Source organism: Streptomyces sp. NPDC059787 (genome assembly GCF_042732315.1).
In the GTDB taxonomy this organism is placed as follows: domain Bacteria; phylum Actinomycetota; class Actinomycetes; order Streptomycetales; family Streptomycetaceae; genus Streptomyces; species Streptomyces atrovirens.
In genome coordinates this window covers 122473-138491 of record NZ_JBHWHX010000020.1, presented here as the reverse complement: position 1 = coordinate 138491, position 16019 = coordinate 122473, and the positions used below count along the sequence as shown (strand labels likewise).

The 16019-nt window shown below is 68.5% G+C and carries 11 protein-coding genes and 1 pseudogene; 7 read left to right on the top strand and 5 right to left on the bottom strand.

Features of this window, described 5'->3' with window-relative positions; all coding sequences use genetic code 11:
• Positions 1-142 precede the first annotated feature (142 nt).
• The 4 genes and pseudogenes from ACFV5H_RS20770 to ACFV5H_RS20755 all read right to left on the bottom strand — a co-directional run bounded on the left by ACFV5H_RS20770 (position 143) and on the right by ACFV5H_RS20755 (position 5148).
• A complete protein-coding gene (locus ACFV5H_RS20770) occupies positions 143-1372 on the bottom strand; it encodes an IPT/TIG domain-containing protein (RefSeq protein WP_385196544.1) in 1230 nt (409 codons plus the stop codon).
• Positions 1373-1518: 146 nt separating this feature from the next.
• Positions 1519-2632: pseudogene (locus tag ACFV5H_RS20765) on the bottom strand (acyl-CoA dehydrogenase family protein); the annotation flags it as partial.
• A 38-nt stretch (positions 2633-2670) separates the two neighbouring features.
• Positions 2671-3291 carry a TetR/AcrR family transcriptional regulator gene (locus ACFV5H_RS20760; RefSeq protein ID WP_385196542.1) on the bottom strand — a complete coding sequence of 207 codons (621 nt, stop codon included), beginning with the start codon at positions 3289-3291 and terminating at the stop codon, positions 2671-2673.
• 36 nt (positions 3292-3327) lie between these two features.
• Positions 3328-5148 (bottom strand): AMP-dependent synthetase/ligase, encoded by a 1821-nt coding sequence (locus ACFV5H_RS20755; protein WP_385196539.1) that lies wholly within the window; start codon positions 5146-5148, stop codon positions 3328-3330.
• A 287-nt stretch (positions 5149-5435) separates the two neighbouring features.
• On the opposite strand from ACFV5H_RS20755, the gene ACFV5H_RS20750 reads away from it, so the two are divergent.
• Complete coding sequence (locus ACFV5H_RS20750; RefSeq protein ID WP_385196537.1) at positions 5436-6638, top strand: acetyl-CoA C-acetyltransferase; 1203 nt, start codon at positions 5436-5438, stop codon at positions 6636-6638.
• 61 nt (positions 6639-6699) lie between these two features.
• Positions 6700-8409, top strand: a complete 1710-nt coding sequence (locus tag ACFV5H_RS20745; protein ID WP_385196535.1) for a 3-hydroxyacyl-CoA dehydrogenase NAD-binding domain-containing protein — start codon at positions 6700-6702, stop codon at positions 8407-8409.
• Here the strand turns inward: ACFV5H_RS20745 and ACFV5H_RS20740 are convergent.
• The gene (locus tag ACFV5H_RS20740) at positions 8400-9083 is read right to left on the bottom strand and encodes a TetR/AcrR family transcriptional regulator (RefSeq protein WP_385196533.1); all 684 of its coding nucleotides are present in this window, start codon (positions 9081-9083) and stop codon (positions 8400-8402) included. The two genes, ACFV5H_RS20745 and ACFV5H_RS20740, sit on opposite strands and share 10 nt — an antisense overlap.
• A gap of 139 nt (positions 9084-9222) precedes the next feature.
• On the opposite strand from ACFV5H_RS20740, the gene ACFV5H_RS20735 reads away from it, so the two are divergent.
• From ACFV5H_RS20735 to ACFV5H_RS20715, 5 genes are all read left to right on the top strand, one after another.
• Positions 9223-10452: an oxygenase MpaB family protein gene (locus tag ACFV5H_RS20735; protein WP_385196530.1), complete on the top strand. Its 1230-nt coding sequence runs from the start codon at positions 9223-9225 to the stop codon at positions 10450-10452.
• A gap of 66 nt (positions 10453-10518) precedes the next feature.
• Entirely contained in the window at positions 10519-11742 is a 1224-nt protein-coding gene (locus tag ACFV5H_RS20730) for an oxygenase MpaB family protein (protein ID WP_385196566.1), read from the top strand.
• Positions 11743-12092: 350 nt separating this feature from the next.
• Positions 12093-14303 (top strand): molybdopterin cofactor-binding domain-containing protein, encoded by a 2211-nt coding sequence (locus ACFV5H_RS20725; RefSeq protein ID WP_385196564.1) that lies wholly within the window; start codon positions 12093-12095, stop codon positions 14301-14303.
• Between the two features lie 27 nt (positions 14304-14330).
• On the top strand, positions 14331-14807 hold the full coding sequence (locus ACFV5H_RS20720; RefSeq protein ID WP_381228172.1) for a (2Fe-2S)-binding protein: 477 nt from the start codon (positions 14331-14333) through the stop codon (positions 14805-14807).
• 24 nt (positions 14808-14831) lie between these two features.
• Positions 14832-15896: a porin PorA family protein gene (locus ACFV5H_RS20715; protein WP_385196528.1), complete on the top strand. Its 1065-nt coding sequence runs from the start codon at positions 14832-14834 to the stop codon at positions 15894-15896.
• Positions 15897-16019: the final 123 nt, after the last annotated feature.

The following is a 16019-nucleotide window of genomic DNA, read 5'->3' as shown; positions in this document are numbered from 1 at the left end:
GAGAGCGTCATTCGCTGCCTATGGGATGAAGGCCCTCAAAGCGGGTCAGGGGCGAGAGCCGCATATAGGTCTTGACCTGCATAAACGCCCTCTAAGAACCGGCAGGTGTATGCGCACCCGAACGGCGGCTCGGGCTCGTGGATCAGTACGTGAACATCGCTTGAGGGCCAGGCGTGGACTGCTCGCCGAACGCGTTCGTGACGACGACGGGGACGGTGCCCAGGATCCCCAGGACGGGTGGGATGACCACGAGCAGGTGCGGTGAAGCCGGTATCACGCCGAGAGCGCCGACTCCGTTGAAGGTGACAGTGGTTGTCGAGTCGAAGCCGCGGCCCGTGATCATGGCTTTGCCGCCGTTCGCCAGCACGCCCAGAGCGGTGTTCGGGCTGATGTCGGAGACGACGGGCGGGTCCACGCCGATCTCGATGGAGAGCTCGTCGAGGACTGGTGCGATCGGCAGCGCCAGCCCGACGGCGCTGGTCGGGTTGCTGCTGGTGCTGCTGGGCTTCATCTCGTCTCCCTGTACGAGCAGCCCGATGACGTCGTCGTTCGCGTTGACCAGAACAGCGCCGGAGTCGCCGTGCCACAGAAAGAGCCCTCCGAAGGGGAAGGTGTCCACACGGAGGCGCTCGATCCCGACCTCCCCAGGGTGCATATGGGCGACGATCACCCCGCTGGTGAGCCCCGTCGCGCGACCGCGCTTCCTGGCGGCATTCCAGACGTGATCACCGGGTGGGGCGGTGGACGAGCCGGGGAGAGCCCCTATGTCGAGCACGGAGCAATCGGGACTCCCTCTGCCTGGGTTGGGTTCGAGGATGGCGCAGTCCCAGTCCGTCCCTTGCAGTTCGACGATTCCCAGAAGTGTGGACTGTGGAGCTCCCGGGTGCGGCTGGAACATCTCAATGCCGGGAGCGGGGGTCACGTGGTTGGCCGTGAGCAATCGCCTTGCTCCATCGCTCCGTCGCTGTGCCACAGCGCCCAGAGTTCCGATATGCACCTGGAAGGGGTCCTCCCAGCCGATGGAGACACCGCCGCGAGGCGCGTGGAAGAAGGCCGTGTCGTTGAGGAGCGCGAGCGGCTCGGGGTGACTCTCGACGACATCGGTCGCGTATCCCTCCCACGTCCGTGGGATCATCGCTTCCAGGGGGAGTTCGGTGGGCGGGCGCTTGTCCGGGACGTAGACGATCAGCGCGAGCTCTTCGACGTAGGTGCCGCCGATCCGCTTCAGGCCGACACCAAATGCCACTTCGGTCGGCAACACGGGTGCGTACGCGTCTCTCATTGAGTCCAGGGCCTCGTATGCGCCGGGCGGAATGGGGAAGGGCTCTCCGGGCCGCAGCATCTGAATCCTCCGTTCGGCCGAACGGATCACCGCTTCTTCCAGTGTGCCGAGGTCTTTCGGGCGAGGCGACTCGATCTCCGCCCTTGAGCGATCGGGGGAAATCTCTGAACGGTCTTCCGAGCCGGACTCCGCATCATCCGCGTAGAGCGAGCTACCGACGAAACGCGGCTCGTCACCCGCTGGATCTCGCTCGTTCCGTCGTACACCGTGGAGACGACGGTCGAACGGAGCAGGGCTTCCATGCCGTACTCCGTGGCGTAGCCGTAGCCACCCATCATCTGCATGCCCTCCAGGGTCACGTGCTTGCGAGTTCGGTGCACTTGAGCTTCGCCATGGACGCTTCGCGCGCGAACACGCGGCCGGGTTCGGCGTCGATCGCGGCGGCGACGTCGTCGAGGAGCAGTTGGACGCATTCGAGTTCGGTGGCCATGTCGGCGATCCGGTGCTTGAGCGCCTGGAAGGAGCCGATGGGGCGGCCGAATCGTTCGCGCTGGCGGACGTAGGTGAGGGTGTCGTCGAAGGCCCGTTGCGCGACGCCCAGCATCAGGGCGGCGAGGATCATCCGTTCGAGGTTCAGTCCGGCCATGAGCTGCGTCCAGCCCAGTCCGGGCTCGCCGACGGCCGCGGAGTCCGGTACGAAGCAGTCGGTGAAGTAGAGGTCGTTGACCTCCTTGCCGCCCACGGTGTCGATGCCCCTGATCTGGAGGCCTTCGGCATCGGTCGGCACCATGGACTGGGTGAGCCCGTGGTGTTTCGACGCGCCCTGCTCCGTAAGGGCGATCAGCAGGATGTGGTCGGCGAAGTGCGCGTTGGAGCAGCAGGTTTTCTGCCCGTTGACCAGGTAACCGCCGTTGGTGCGTTCGGCTCGGCAGGTCAGTGCGCCCACGTCGGAGCCGGCGCCCGGTTCCGACATCAAGACGGACTCGACCCGGCCGGCGGCCACGCCTTCGAGGGCGGTGCGCTTCTGCTCTTCGGTGCCGAACTTCTCGTAGGCGGAGGCCGCGATGACGGTGGTCCCGAAACCGCTGATGGGCGCCAGCCCGTACGAGGTCTCCTGGAGGAACAGGCAGAGATCGGTCATCCCCTGCCCTGCGCCTCCGTATTCCTCCGGGATGGCGGTGCCGAGCCAGCCCAGCCCTGCCATCTTCTCGTACAGCTTCTGGTTGTGCTGTTCCTGGCCGTTGACGGTCAGTTTGTCGCGTTGTTCCTTGTGGTCCCGCATTCGCGGCGGCAGAAGTCGGTGATCGCCTTGAGCAGGTCGCGGCGCTCGTCCGACAGGACTCGGGGCATGAGGTTCTCTCCTCGGCAAGTGCGGGCAGGGGGTTCTGTCACGTGTCCCGCAAGGCGGGAAAGACCGTGTCGACCAGGTGGAGCACGGTGCGTGTGAGCATCACGTGCAGGTCGCTGCGGCTGAGCGTGCCACGCACCAGCCATTCGCGGGAGGCTGCCTTGAGCATGCTGCTGTGGGCGCGGATCATCGCCCGGAGTTTCTCCCGGCCCTCGGTGACGTCGGCCATCATGGCGGCCTCGAGGACGCGGTCGGTCGCGATCTCGTCGGCTTCGAGCATGATCTGGTCGATCTCCGGGTCGTTGCCGAGTGCTTCCAGGCCGATCGCCGACAGCCACATCTCCCGGTTGCGCTCCACGACTTCGAGCCACCGGTCGACGCAGATCGACACGCGCTCCTCCGCCGTGGTCGGGGGCAGCCGTTCGGAGACGGACGCGGGCACGACCATCATCTGCCGGACCACCTCCAGGTACAGTTGCCGCTTCCCGCCGAAGTAGTGGCTGACCAGGGCGCGGGCCACGCCGGCCTCGGCTGCGATGTCCGCGATGGAGACCGTGCTGTAGCTCTTGGCCCCGAACAGCCCGCGTGCGACGCCGAGGATCTCGGCCCGCCGGGCGTCCGGCTCCATCCGGCGGCGCGGGGCCTGGCGCTGAACGCCCATGTGGTGGTGTCCTTCCGTGGTCGCGGTGTGCCGGACCTATGTGTACATCGACTCGATCGTGGCGGCATGCGCTTCGTCTATGGCTCGGCGGCGAAGGCTCAGCTTCGGTGTCAGCTCGCCGGTCTCCGCGGTCCAGGGGCCGGCGAGGACACGGTGCTTCTTCACCTGTTCCGCGTGCGAGAGCACCGCGTTCGCCTCGGCCACGGCCTGGTCGAGCGCCGCGAGCACCTCCGGGTGACGGGCCAGCGCTTGCGGGTCGGACGCGTCGGCGATGCCGTTCGCCCGTGCCCACAGCGGAGCCGTCTCCTCGTCCAGTACCAGCAGTGCGGTGACGTAGCGCCGCCCGTCCCCGATGGCGACGGCATGGCCGACCAGAGGGTGCGCCCGCAGCAGGGACTCGATCCTGGTGGGGGCGATGTTCTTCCCGCCGTCGGTGATGATGATCTCTTTCTTGCGGTCGGTGATGGTGACGAAGCCCCGTGAATCGACCGTTCCGACGTCGCCGGTGGGCAGCCAGCCTTCCGCGTCGGTCGCAGGCTCGACACGGCCGTCGGCCTGCAGGTAGCCGGCGAACACGACCGGTCCTCTGACGAGCAGTTCGCCGTCGTCGGTCTCCTTGACCTCGATGCCCGGCCCTGGCCGCCCGACCGAGCCGAGTGCGAACGCCTCGGGGGTGCTGACGGTTGCCGCGCCGGTGGTCTCGCTCAGGCCCCACACCTCGTACACCGGCAGTCCCACGCTCGCCAGGAACTCCAGGACGCCGGCCGGGATCGGTGCCGCGCCGCTGAAGGCCCTGCGGCATTCGTCGAGCCCGATCGCGGCCCGGACCGGCCGCATCACCTGCGTATCGAGTCGTTCCAGCGGCTCGGCGAGCCGCGCCGGGATGTCCTTGCCGTCGGAGCGGAGCCGGTACGCCTCCAGAGCGGTCTGCCGGGCCTGCGTCATGGCCGCGGACCGGCCCTCGGGCAGTGCCTCGAGCTTCGCCCGCAGGCCGGCGGCGAGCTTCTCCCATACCCGGGGCACCCCGAAGAAGCCGTGCGGGCGCACCGTGAGGAGTGTGGGCAGGAGTTGGTCGGGTTCCGGGCAGATCGTGACGTGGCCCGCGTTGCAGACGGGCATGTGGATTCCGAGGACCCGCTCGGCGACGTGGGCCAGGGGAAGGTACGCGACCGACCTGGGGTGGTCCGGGACCGCGACGAGCTGGTCCTGCATCAGACACTCGTAGATCACGTTGCGGTGGGAGAGCACTACGCCCTTGGGGTCACCGGTCGTGCCCGAGGTGTACGCGAGGGTCAGCGGCTGGTCGGTGGTGACGGCGTCCGTGAGTTCCTCGAACCCGGCGTTGTCGGGGGGCACCGCGCCGCGCACGGCCGTGTAGGCGACGAAACGCGGGTCGTCGGCGGGGGCGGCCTTCCAGTCGAGGACGACGACAGCGCGCAGGTTCGGCAGGTCGTCCAGGACCGGCTGCCAGTGCCGCACCTGCTCCTCGCCTTCCAAGACGAGGACGGTGGCCGCGCTGTGTCGGGCCACGGCGCCGATCTGCTCAGTGCTCAGCGTGTCGTACGTACTGCAGGGCAGGGCGCCGGCATGGACCGCGGCCAGGTCGGCGATCCAGTGCTCCGCGCGCTTGGACATCGCGATGAGCATGCGGTCACCCCGATTCAGCCCCAGGACCAGAAGACCGCGAGTCAGCGCGGCGACCTCCGCGCGCAGCTGTGCCCAGGACAGGGTCCCGGCGTCCGGACCGATGCCGGTGGTCAGCGCCGGACGCTCGGCGTACCGCTGGGCGTTGCGGCGCAGTAGTGCGGTGATCGTCAGCCCTTCGACGGACTCGTGCAGCTGCTCTGCTGTGGCCACGGCGGGCTCCCTCCCTCGCGAAACGTGAGCGGATCCTGAGCGGGTCCCCACAGTGAAGCCCTCTTGGCCAAGTGTCAATAGTTGATGCATCGAGAGCTTTCACATGCGTGTGGAGCTGACGCTCAGCACCCAACTCCACTTTTCCTGAAGCTATTTGCTTTCGACCGGACATTATTAACGCATAGCCAACAATGGTTCTTACCTGTCCCCACCGGTTCCACCGTGTGCACCTGGCGTGCCCGGATCGGCAGCGAGTCGCCTGCCGACGGAGAGGAGGTGCAAGGACAGTGACCGAAGCATTCGTCTACGACGCGATCCGCACCCCGCGCGGCCGGGGGAAACGCGGTTCGCTGCACCACGTCAAGCCGGTCTCTCTGGTGACGGGCCTGATCGGAGAGCTCCGTCGCCGCCACCCCGGCCTGGACCCGGAACGGCTGGACGACGTCGTGCTCGGGGTGGTCTCCCCCGTCGGTGACCAGGGCATGAACATCGCCAGGACGGCGGCGCTGGCGGCAGGGCTGCCGGACCACGTGGCCGGCGTCCGGCTCAACCGATTCCGCGCTTCGGGACTGGAGGCGGTGAACACGGCCGCGCAGAAAGTCCGTTCCGGCTGGGAAAGGCTGGTGATCGCCGGCGGCGTGGAATCCATGTCGCGTGTGCCGATGGGCAGCGACGGCGGTCCGATGGCCGCGGACCCGGAGACCGCCTTCGACACGTACTTCGTACCGCAGGGCATCGGCGCCGACCTGATCGCGACCATCGAGGGCTTCTCGCGCGAGGACGTCGACGCATACGCGGTCCGGTCCCAGCAACGGGCCCCCCACGCGTGGTCTGGCGGCTACTTCGCCAAGTCCGTGGTGCCGGTCACGGATCGCAACGGGGTCACCGTGCTCGCCCAGGACGAACACATGCGTCCGGAGACGACGGCGGCAGCGCTCGGCAAGCTGAAGCCCTCGTTCGCGGACATCGGCGCCATGGCGGGCTTCGACGCGGTGGCCCTGCAGAAGTACCACTGGGTGGAGCGCATCGAGCACGTGCACACACCGGGCAACGCCTCGGGGATCGTGGACGGTTCGGCTCTCGTCCTGGTCGGCACGGAGCGGGCCGGCGCGGAGTACGGCCTGGTGCCCCGCGCGCGCATCGTGGCGACCGCGGTCAGCGGCGCCGATCCGACGATCATGCTGACCGGACCGGCTCCGGCGACCCGCAAGGCGCTGGACCTCGCCGGCCTGACGGTGGACGACATCGACCTGTTCGAGATCAACGAAGCGTTCGCCTCGGTGGTGCTCCGCTACCTCAAGGACCTCGACCTGCCCTGGGAGAAGGTCAACGGCGACACGATCGCCATGTGGCATCCGCTCGGCGCCACCGGCGCGGTGCTCGTGGGCACCGTCGTGAACGAACTCGAGCGCCGCTCCGCACGACGGGCCGTGGTCAGCCTCTGCGTCGGTGGTGGCATGGGCATCGCCACCGTGATCGAACGGCTGTGACCGTCCCGCGGCCGCCCCGGACGCCGGCCGCGCACGTCCTCTCGAAAGGAACACCGCACCCATGCCGGAGAAGAACATGATCCACTGGGAACAGGGATCCGACGGTGTCGTCGTGCTGACCGTGGACGATTCGGATCAGCCGGTCAACACGATGAACCAGACCCATGTGGACTCGATGGAGGCCACCGTCGCCCGTCTCGAGGCGGAGCGGCAGAACATCACCGGCGTCGTCCTCGCCTCCGCCAAGAAGAGCTTCTTCGCCGGTGGCGACATGGGCTTCATGAGCAAGGCGCGGCCGGAGAACGCCGGGGAACTCAGTGAGCTGTGTACGGTCCTGAAGTCGCAGTTGCGCCGGCTGGAGACGCTCGGCAGGCCGGTGGCCGCGGCCATGAACGGCACGGCCCTCGGCGGCGGGTTCGAGATCGCGCTCGCCGGCCACCGGCGCATCGCCCTGGATGCGCCGGGCAGCCGCTTCGGCCTGCCGGAGGTGCCCCTGGGACTCCTGCCCGGCGCCGGCGGCGTCAGCCGGACCGTCCGTCTGCTGGGCCTTCAGGAAGCGCTGACCGACGTCCTGCTCAAGGGGAAACAGTACAAACCCCAGGAGGCACTCGCCAAAGGGCTGGTCCACGAGATCGCCCAGACGCCGGAGGAGACGCTCACCAGGGCCAGGCAATGGGTCCTGGCCCATCCCGAGGCCACTCAGCCGTGGGACGCCGAGGACTTCCGGATCCCCGGCGGCGCCCCCTCCCATCCGAAGGTCGCGGCGATCCTGCCGACCGCCGACCCCGCCGATCTCAGCGGCTGCGATCTGGTGATCGAGGCGGTCTTCGAGGACCCGGACCTCAAGCAGAGGGTCTTCCACCACGTCGAGGACGTCGTCGCACCGGACGCCGTGCTGGGCTCCAATACCTCCACCCTGCCGATCACCGGGCTGGCGAAGGGGCTCAAGCGCCCGGAGGACTTCATCGGCCTGCACTTCTTCTCCCCCGTCGACAAGATGCCCCTGCTGGAGATCATCGTCGGGGAGAGGACCGGCGAGCACACCGTGGCGAAGGCCATCGACATCGCACGGCAGATCGGCAAGACGCCCATCGTGGTCGACGACAGCCGGGGCTTCTTCACGAGCCGGGTGATATCCGAGTTCATCGACGAGGCGGTGGCCATGATCGGTGAGGGACTGTCTCCCGCCTCGGTGGAACAGGCCGGCTCCCAGGCCGGCCATCCCGCGCCGCCACCGCAGCTGCTGGACGAACTGCCCCTGACCCTGCCACGGAAAATCCGGGAGGAGACCAGGACCGCGGTGCTGGCCGAGGGAGGGCAGTGGCATCCGCACGGTTCGGAGCCGGTCGTGGACCGCATGATCGACGAGTTCGGGCGGGGCGGACGCTCCTCGGGCGCCGGGTTCCACGAGTACGCCGACGGCCGGCGGACACGGCTGTGGCGCGGCCTGTACGAACACTTCGCCGTGCCGGGACGCGAGATCCCGTTCGAGGACATGAAGGAACGGATGCTTTTCGCCGAGGCGTTGGACACGGTCCGGTGCCTCGACGAAGGTGTGCTGCGGTCGGTACCCGATGCCAATGCCGGTTCGATCCTGGGCATCGGCTTTCCCGCATGGACCGGCGGCGTGCTGCAGTACATCAACGGCTACCCCGGCGGGCTCCACAGCTTCGTCACCCGCGCCAGGGAGCTGGCCGAACGGTACGGCGAGCGGTTCGAGCCGCCCGTGTCCCTCGTGGCCAAGGCCGGGAGGGGCGAACGCTACGAGTGAAGCGAGTGCGGTGGCCCGAGCATCGGCACGAGAAACTGCCGGGCCACCGCACGCACCTGCTCGTCGTCGTCGAGATCGATCACATGGCTGGGGATGACCAGGAGCGACGCGGACACGCGGACCATCATCTCGGCCACCAGGTCCACCTCCACATGGCCGGCGATGTTGCCCGCCCGCTGCTCCTGACGCAGCCGCGACGCGACGAACTGCCGCACCACGCCCAGTGTGCGGCCCCCGTCACTGGTCATGGACGGCACAATGGCATCCGGTTCGACGTCCATGAGGCCACCGATGAGGCGGTTGCGGCGAATGGTGCGCAACGAACTCACGAACCCCAGGACGACCCGGTCGGCGACGGTCTCCGCGTCCCGGATGTCCTCGATGAAGCGATCGAAGTACCGCCGGAACTCACGCCGTACGACCTGCTCGACCAGCTGGTCCTTGGTGGCGAACCGCCGGTAGACGGTGATCCGGGAGACACCGGCCAGCCGCGCCACGTCCGTCATGGTCGAGCGCTTGACGCCCATGCGGCAGAACTGCTCGTAGGCGGCGTCGAGCAGACGCGCCGAGACCTCGTCGTCCTGCTCGGCGCCTTCGACGGCCTCAGTGAAGGCCACCTCCAGCGCGGACGGAGCACCAGACGGCCCTATGAGGGCCGACAGGACAGGTTCCACGATTGCCTCCCCGACTTCTGTGAAGCCTCTGGCGTTCACGTCACGTATGTGCTCCCCTGTTGAAACAACGAAGCACCATATGTTTCATCGTACCAACTGAGACAGCGGTGCCATAGGACTCGAGGAGGAGTTCGAAGGGATGGACGGACCCAGCAGGCGCAAGATGTTGTTCGCGAGCGGGGCCCTGGGAGCCCTCGGGGCACTGAGCCTGGCGTCGCCCGCCCACGCACGATCCCTGTGGACGTGGGCCCCGAGCGGTTCGGTGGCGGGCAAGGGAGCGGGCCTCGACCCCGAATGGGTCTGGGACGAGGAGGTCGACCAGCTGGTCGCCGCCGTGATCGAACGCGGCGACGTACCCAAGGTCAACGCAGCGCTCCGCAAGTGGACCCGCAACGACCAGGCGCTGCCGGCCGGTCTCCCCGCGGACCTGCGCGACTTCATGGAGAAGGCACGCCAACTGCCCGCCTGGGCGGACCGGAACAAGCTCGAGAGGGCGGCCGAGTTCAACAAGTCGAGGGGCCTCTACCTCAACCTGCTCAACGGTGTGGGCGGCGGCATGCTGAGCACGGCCATCCCCCGTGAGGCGCGCTCCGTGTACTACTCCAAGGGCGGCGCCGACATGGAGGACCGGGTCGCCAAGACGAGCCTGCTGGGCTTCGCCGTCGGTGACCTCAACGCGTACCGGCCCGACGGTGACGTCATCGTGCAGGCGGTCAAAACCCGCCTGGTGCACGCGGCCGTGCGGCACCTGCTGCCCCAGTCCCCGGCCTGGTCCAGCACCAGCGGCGGCCAGACGATCCCCATCAGCCAGCAGGACATGCTGGTCACCTGGCACAGCCTGCCCACCTACGCCATGCGGAAGATGCTCGAGTGGAACGTCCCCATCCCGGCCGCCGACTCGACGGCCTACCTGCACGTGTGGCAGGTCACCGCGCACATGCTCGGCATCCGGGACGAGTACATCCCCGCCACCTGGGACGCAGCCGAAGCCCAGTCCAAACAGGTCCTCGACCCCGTTCTCGCCCCCACCCGCGAAGGCGTCGAACTGACCGACATCCTGCTGCGCCAGCTCGCGGAGCAGACCAGCCCCGGCGGTATCGACCGTCCTCTCGTCAACGCGCTCGCCCGGTACCTGGTCGGCGATCAGGTCGCCGACTGGGACGGCATCCCGCGCGAGCCGTTCTGGGAGAAGGCGATCGCGGCCGCCTGGCCGAAACTGGTCGCCTTCCGCGAGAAGCTGATCCCCCTGCCCCTGGTGCCGCCCCTGGCCTGGACGATCGACGAGGCAGCCCGGAAGTACATCCTCTTCTACCTCACCAAGGGTCAGGGAACGCACATCGAGATCCCCGAAACCAACCGTCCCGCCTGAGCGGTGCCGGCACCCTCACGGGCGGCCACGCCGACCTCGGCGGAACTCAAGGAGGAGTTCTTCGTCATGGACGACCTGAGCAGGCGCAAGATGCTGATCATGGGAGGAACGCTCGGAGCGCTCGGGACACTGGGGGCCGCGTCGCCGGCCCGGGCGAGGTCCCTGTGGACGTGGGCACCGAGCGGTTCGGTGGCGGGCAAGGGAGCGGGCGTCGACCCCGACTGGGTCTGGGACGAGGAGGCCGATCCCGTACTCGCCGCCGTGATCGAACGCGGTGACGTGGCCAAGACCAACGCAGCGCTCCGCAAGTGGACCCGCAACGACCAGCCCCTGCCGGCCGGTCTCCCCGCGGACCTGCGCGACTTCATGGAGAAGGCGCGCCAACTGCCCGCCTGGGCGGACCGGAACAAGCTCGCGGCCGCGGCCAGGTTCACCACGAAGAAGGGCATCTACACCGGAGCCCTGTACGGCCTGGGCAGCGGCCTCATGAGCACCGCCATCCCGAGAGAGGCGCGCGCCGTCTACTACTCCAAGGGCGGCGCGGACATGAAGGACCGCATCGCCAAGACGGCCCAGCTGGGGTACGACGTCGGCGATCTGAACGCCTACCAACCGCAGGGCGGGATGGTCGTGACCGCCGTGAAGACCCGGCTGGTGCACGCGGCCGTGCGGCACCTGCTGCCCCAGTCGCCGGGCTGGTCCCGCACCAGCGGCGGCCAGACGATCCCCATCAGCCAGGCCGACATCATGGTCACCTGGCACAGCCTGGCCACGTTTGTCATGAGCAAGCTAATAGATTGGGGGGTTCGGGTCACCGACACCGAGTCGGACGGTTACCTGCACGTGTGGCAGGTAACCGCGCACATGCTCGGCGTCCTGGACGAGTACATCCCCGCCACCTGGGACGAGGCCAACGCCCAGTCCCGGCAGGTCCTCGACCCGATCCTGGCGTCCACACCCGAGGGCAACGAGCTGACCGACGTCCTCCTCGACATCGTCGCCGAACTCGACGCCGGTCTCACCCGGCCCCTCATCAACGGCTTCGCCCGGTACACGCTGGGCAACCGGACCGGCGACCTGATCGGGCTGGAGAGGGAGCCGTTCTGGCAGCCGTTGATCAGCGCCGCCTGGCCGCTGCTGGTGGCCTTCCGTGAAGGACTCATTCCCCTGCCGCTGATCCCCCAGGCCGCCTGGACGGTGGAAGAGGTCCTCCGCAAGTTCGTTCTGCTCTTCCTCTCCGAGGGACGGGGCATCCACCTCGAGATCCCGGACACCAACCGTCCCTCCTGAGCCACGTTCGGCACCACCACGGCGCGGGGGTACGCCCTCACCGGCGTACCCCACCAGGTGCCCCGCGTATGTCCCTCGAGCTCTCCGACACCGGCCGTGCCACCCCGTACCGGCGTGCGAGCTCTCCGACCACGAACCCGAGTTGAGACGATGACGACATCGCCCCGTAACGGAACGACACGGTTGCGCTCCGCTCAGGCCACCGGCCATGCACAGCCGTCGGCGGAACCGGCCGCACGGGCAGGAGGCCGCCGGTGACGGACACCGATCGCGCGTCGCGGCAGGACGCCGTTGCGCAGCCCTTCGCCAGACGCCGGTTCCTCGGGTACGTCCTAGCCGCTCCGACACTGATGACGGCGGCCCAGCTCGTGCCCGCGTCCGAGGCGCGGGCTGACATCCCCTCGCCGGAGATCACGGAACTGGTCGACCTCAACGACGTGATGACGGCGGCGGCCCTGCCGACGTCCGGCCTGATCACGGTCGAGGTGAACACGGACGGCACCGTCTCCTTCGCGCTGCCGCGGACCGAAGTGGGACAGGGCATCACCACGTCGACGGCCATGCTGATCGCCGAGGAACTCGGCGTCCCCCTCACACGGGTGCGCATCACCCTGGCCGACGCGCGCCCGGAGCTGCTGTTCAATCAGCTCACCGGCGGATCGAACACGACGTTCTCGACCTACACTCCGATCCGGGTGGCCGCCGCCATCGCCCGGAACCGGCTGCTCCAAGCCGCGGCGACCGAATGGGGCACCGCCGTCACCGAGCTGACCTGGGAGGCGGGAGTCGTCACCGGACCCGGGAACCGGAGCGCCGACATCGGGACGCTGTCCCGGAAGGCGGCGGGCGTGCGGACCGAGCAGACCACCGTCTCACTCAAGCCCCGCGACATGTTCACCATCATCGGCAAGCCGCACAACCGCGTCGACGCCCGCGCGGCGGTCACCGGAGGCAAGAAGTTCACGATGGACCTGGACGTCCCGGACGCCCTGCCGACCATGGTGTGCCGGCCACCGACGATCAACGGCAAGGTCGGATCGGTGTCCAACCTGTCCGAGGTCCGTTCCATGCCCGGTGTCACCGACGTCGTCGTGATACCGACCGGGGTGGCGGTGCGTGCGGCCACCTTCGGCCGGTGCATCGACGCGGTACGCGCCCTGCGGGTGTCGTGGAAGCCCGGCAGCGCCGAGGGCAAGTCCGACGAGTCCGTGCTCGAGGAGCTGCGCGCTGCCGAACTGCCCCTCGGAATACCGCCGTTGACACCGAGTGTGGAGGAACGGTTCACGTTCCACTTCCGCAGCAACAGCGCGCTGGAACCCAACTGCGCGATCGCCGACGTGCGCTCCGACCGCGCCGAGGTCTGGTCGAGCCTGAAGGCTCCGATCGTCGCGAAGGAGGCGATCGCCACCAGGCTCGGCCTGCCGCTCGGTGCGGTGACCGTGCATGTCACGGAGGGCGGCGGTTCCTTCGGCCGCAAGCTCTTCTTCGACGCCGCGCTGGAGGCCGTCGAGGTCTCCCGGCGGATCCGCAAGCCGGTCAAACTCATGTGGCACCGTGCGGACGACTCCCGCCAGGGTCGCACCCACCCCATGGCCACCTCGCGCGTGCGCATCTCCTACCTGGGCGACACCGTCCTCGGCTACAAGCAGCGGCACACCAGCGTCTCCACCGACCTCAGCCACGGCCTCGGGGAGATCTTCACCGCCCTGGCCGCGAAACTGCCGGTGGGTGACATCGGGTTCTCGGAGACCTTCTTCCAGCTCTCCCAGTCTATGCCCTACAACTTCGGCGCCAACAGCCGGCTCCTGAGCGAGACCGACAAGGGCTTCAACACCGGCAGCATGCGCAACGTCTACTCCCCCGACGTCACCTGCGCCCGGGAACTCCTCGTCGACCGGCTCGCCGCCAAAATGGGCAAGGACCCCTACCGGTTCCGGCACGACTTCCTACGGGACGACCGCAACCGGGCCGTGCTGGACAAGGTCGCCGAGGCCGGGAACTGGGGCCGGAGCATGCCCGCCGATACGGCGCAGGGCATCGCCTTCCACTCCGAATACCACTCCGCCAGCGCGGTGCTGGTGGAACTCGACTGCCGCCCCGAGACCGTCAACCGCCCCATCCGCAACGGTGTCGCCGGCCCTCGCGTCACCAAGGCGGTCATCGCGGTGGACGTGGGCCTCGCCGTCAACCCACGTGGTCTGGAAGCACAGATGATGGGCTGCCTCATGGACGGCATCGCCCTGGTTCTGACCTCCAGCCTGCACCTGCGCGACGGGCACTTCCTGGAGGCCAGCTGGGACAACTACTTCTACACCCGGCAGTGGAACACACCGCCCGAGCTGCAGGTCATCGTGATGCCGCCCACCACCGGCAGACCCGGCGGCGCGGGGGAACTCGGCGTCGCCGCCTCGATGGCCGCGGTCGCCTGCGCGTACGGCCGCGCCACCGGCGCCATGCCCACGGTCTTCCCCGTCAATCACGCCGTCCTCTCCTTCGATCCCAAACCCACCGTCCCGCCCGTCCCCGCGTCACCGACCGACGGCCTGGCCCACGTCCGCTGAAGTGCCCTGAACCATCTGGGAGCTCCCGTGCCCGAGCACACATTCCGCCTCAACGGCGAACAGGTGACCGTCGACGTCCCGGACGACGAGCGGCTGCTGTGGGTCCTTCGCGACGTCCTCGGCGTCACCGGACCGAAGTACGGCTGCGGCATCAACGTCTGCAAGGCCTGCACGAGCCACCTCAACGGCAGGGCGGCCAACCCCTGCGCCATCCCCGTGAAGGACCTGCGGCCGTCCGACGAAGTCACCACCATCGAAGGACTCCCGGCCACCGTGGGCGCCGACCTGCACCCGATGCAGGAGGCCTGGCTCGACCAGGACGTGGCCCAGTGCGGTTACTGCCAGCCCGGCCAGATCATGGCCGCCGTCGCCCTGGTCCGCCGCGTCAGGGAGGAGGGCCGCCCGATCACCGAGGCCGACCTGGACGGCATCCGCAACATCTGCCGCTGCGGCACCTACCCGCGTATCCGCGAAGCGATCAAAGCCGGCGCCGAAAACATGTGACCAGACAACTGAGGGGAGGACGCCGTGTCCGCTCGTCGTCCGAGAATCGTGCTCACCACCGTGGCCGTGGTCCTGGTCACCGTCGCGGCAGTCCTGCGCCTCGTCGTCGCCCCGAACGCGACGAAGCTGCCCGGTGACACCGACCAGACCGTGCACTACGCGGGCGAGGCCACCATGCTCGACAGCAAGGCCCTGCAGTCCGGGGACACCGCGCACGCGCTCCGGTCCGGCATCCCCGTCACCGCCGACCGGCGGGTGCGGGTCATGTCCACACACGGCGACACGGCCGTGGTCGAGGACGTGATGACGGTCCACGCCGGCGAGCAGTCCCTGCCCAGCCCGAAGACGTACGCCATCGACCGGAAGAGCCGGAAGGGCACGTCGCCACCGGCTTCGACACCGGCGGAACCCTCGCGGGGCGCGCTAAGTTCGGCCTTCCCACCGGACGCCGCCCAGGACGACTCCTACACGTACTACGACGCGACGACCCGTTCGATCGTGCCGGTCCGCTACACCGGAACCGCGCAGCGCGAGGGCCGTGCAGTGAACGTCTACGAGATCGAGGTGTCGGCGCCCGTCAAGGACCCCGCGGTACTCAAACCGCTCCCGGCCGCCCTGCCGAAGAAGCTCGTCGCGGGCCTGGTGCCCACCCTCGACCCCAAGACCCGGGCCCTTCTCACGCCTGCCGCGCTGGCCGCGCTGCCGGACCCCGTGCCGCTCACTTACCTGGGTCAGTCGACACTGGTCGCCTACGTCGACCAGCAGACCGGCATCGCCATCGATCAGACCGTGAACAGGAAAGTCGTGGCGACCGCCGCTGTCGCCAATGCGTCGACCCCTCTGCTCCCGGTGTCCGCCTTCACCTTCGAGATCACTCCCGAGAGCTCGAGGGACTTGGGCGACAAGGCGGCGGACGCCGGCCTGATACTCACCCTCCTGACCGACACGGCACCACTCGCCCTGATCATCACCACCCTTGTGCTTCTCTTGATCGCATTCGTACTCGGGCGGAGGCGCCGGACGGACACCTCCGCATCGGGAAGCCCCGCTACCGCGACAGCAGCCTCCGAAAGAGGTGCCACTGAGTGAACACTTCTCGTCCTGTGGTTCGCGGGTGATGACGGCTGGTGGTCGGGGGCCGTGACGTGGCAGGGCCCCTGGCCGTTGCGGCTGGTGATCTCACTCGCCAACGCCTTGACACAGGAGTCCTGT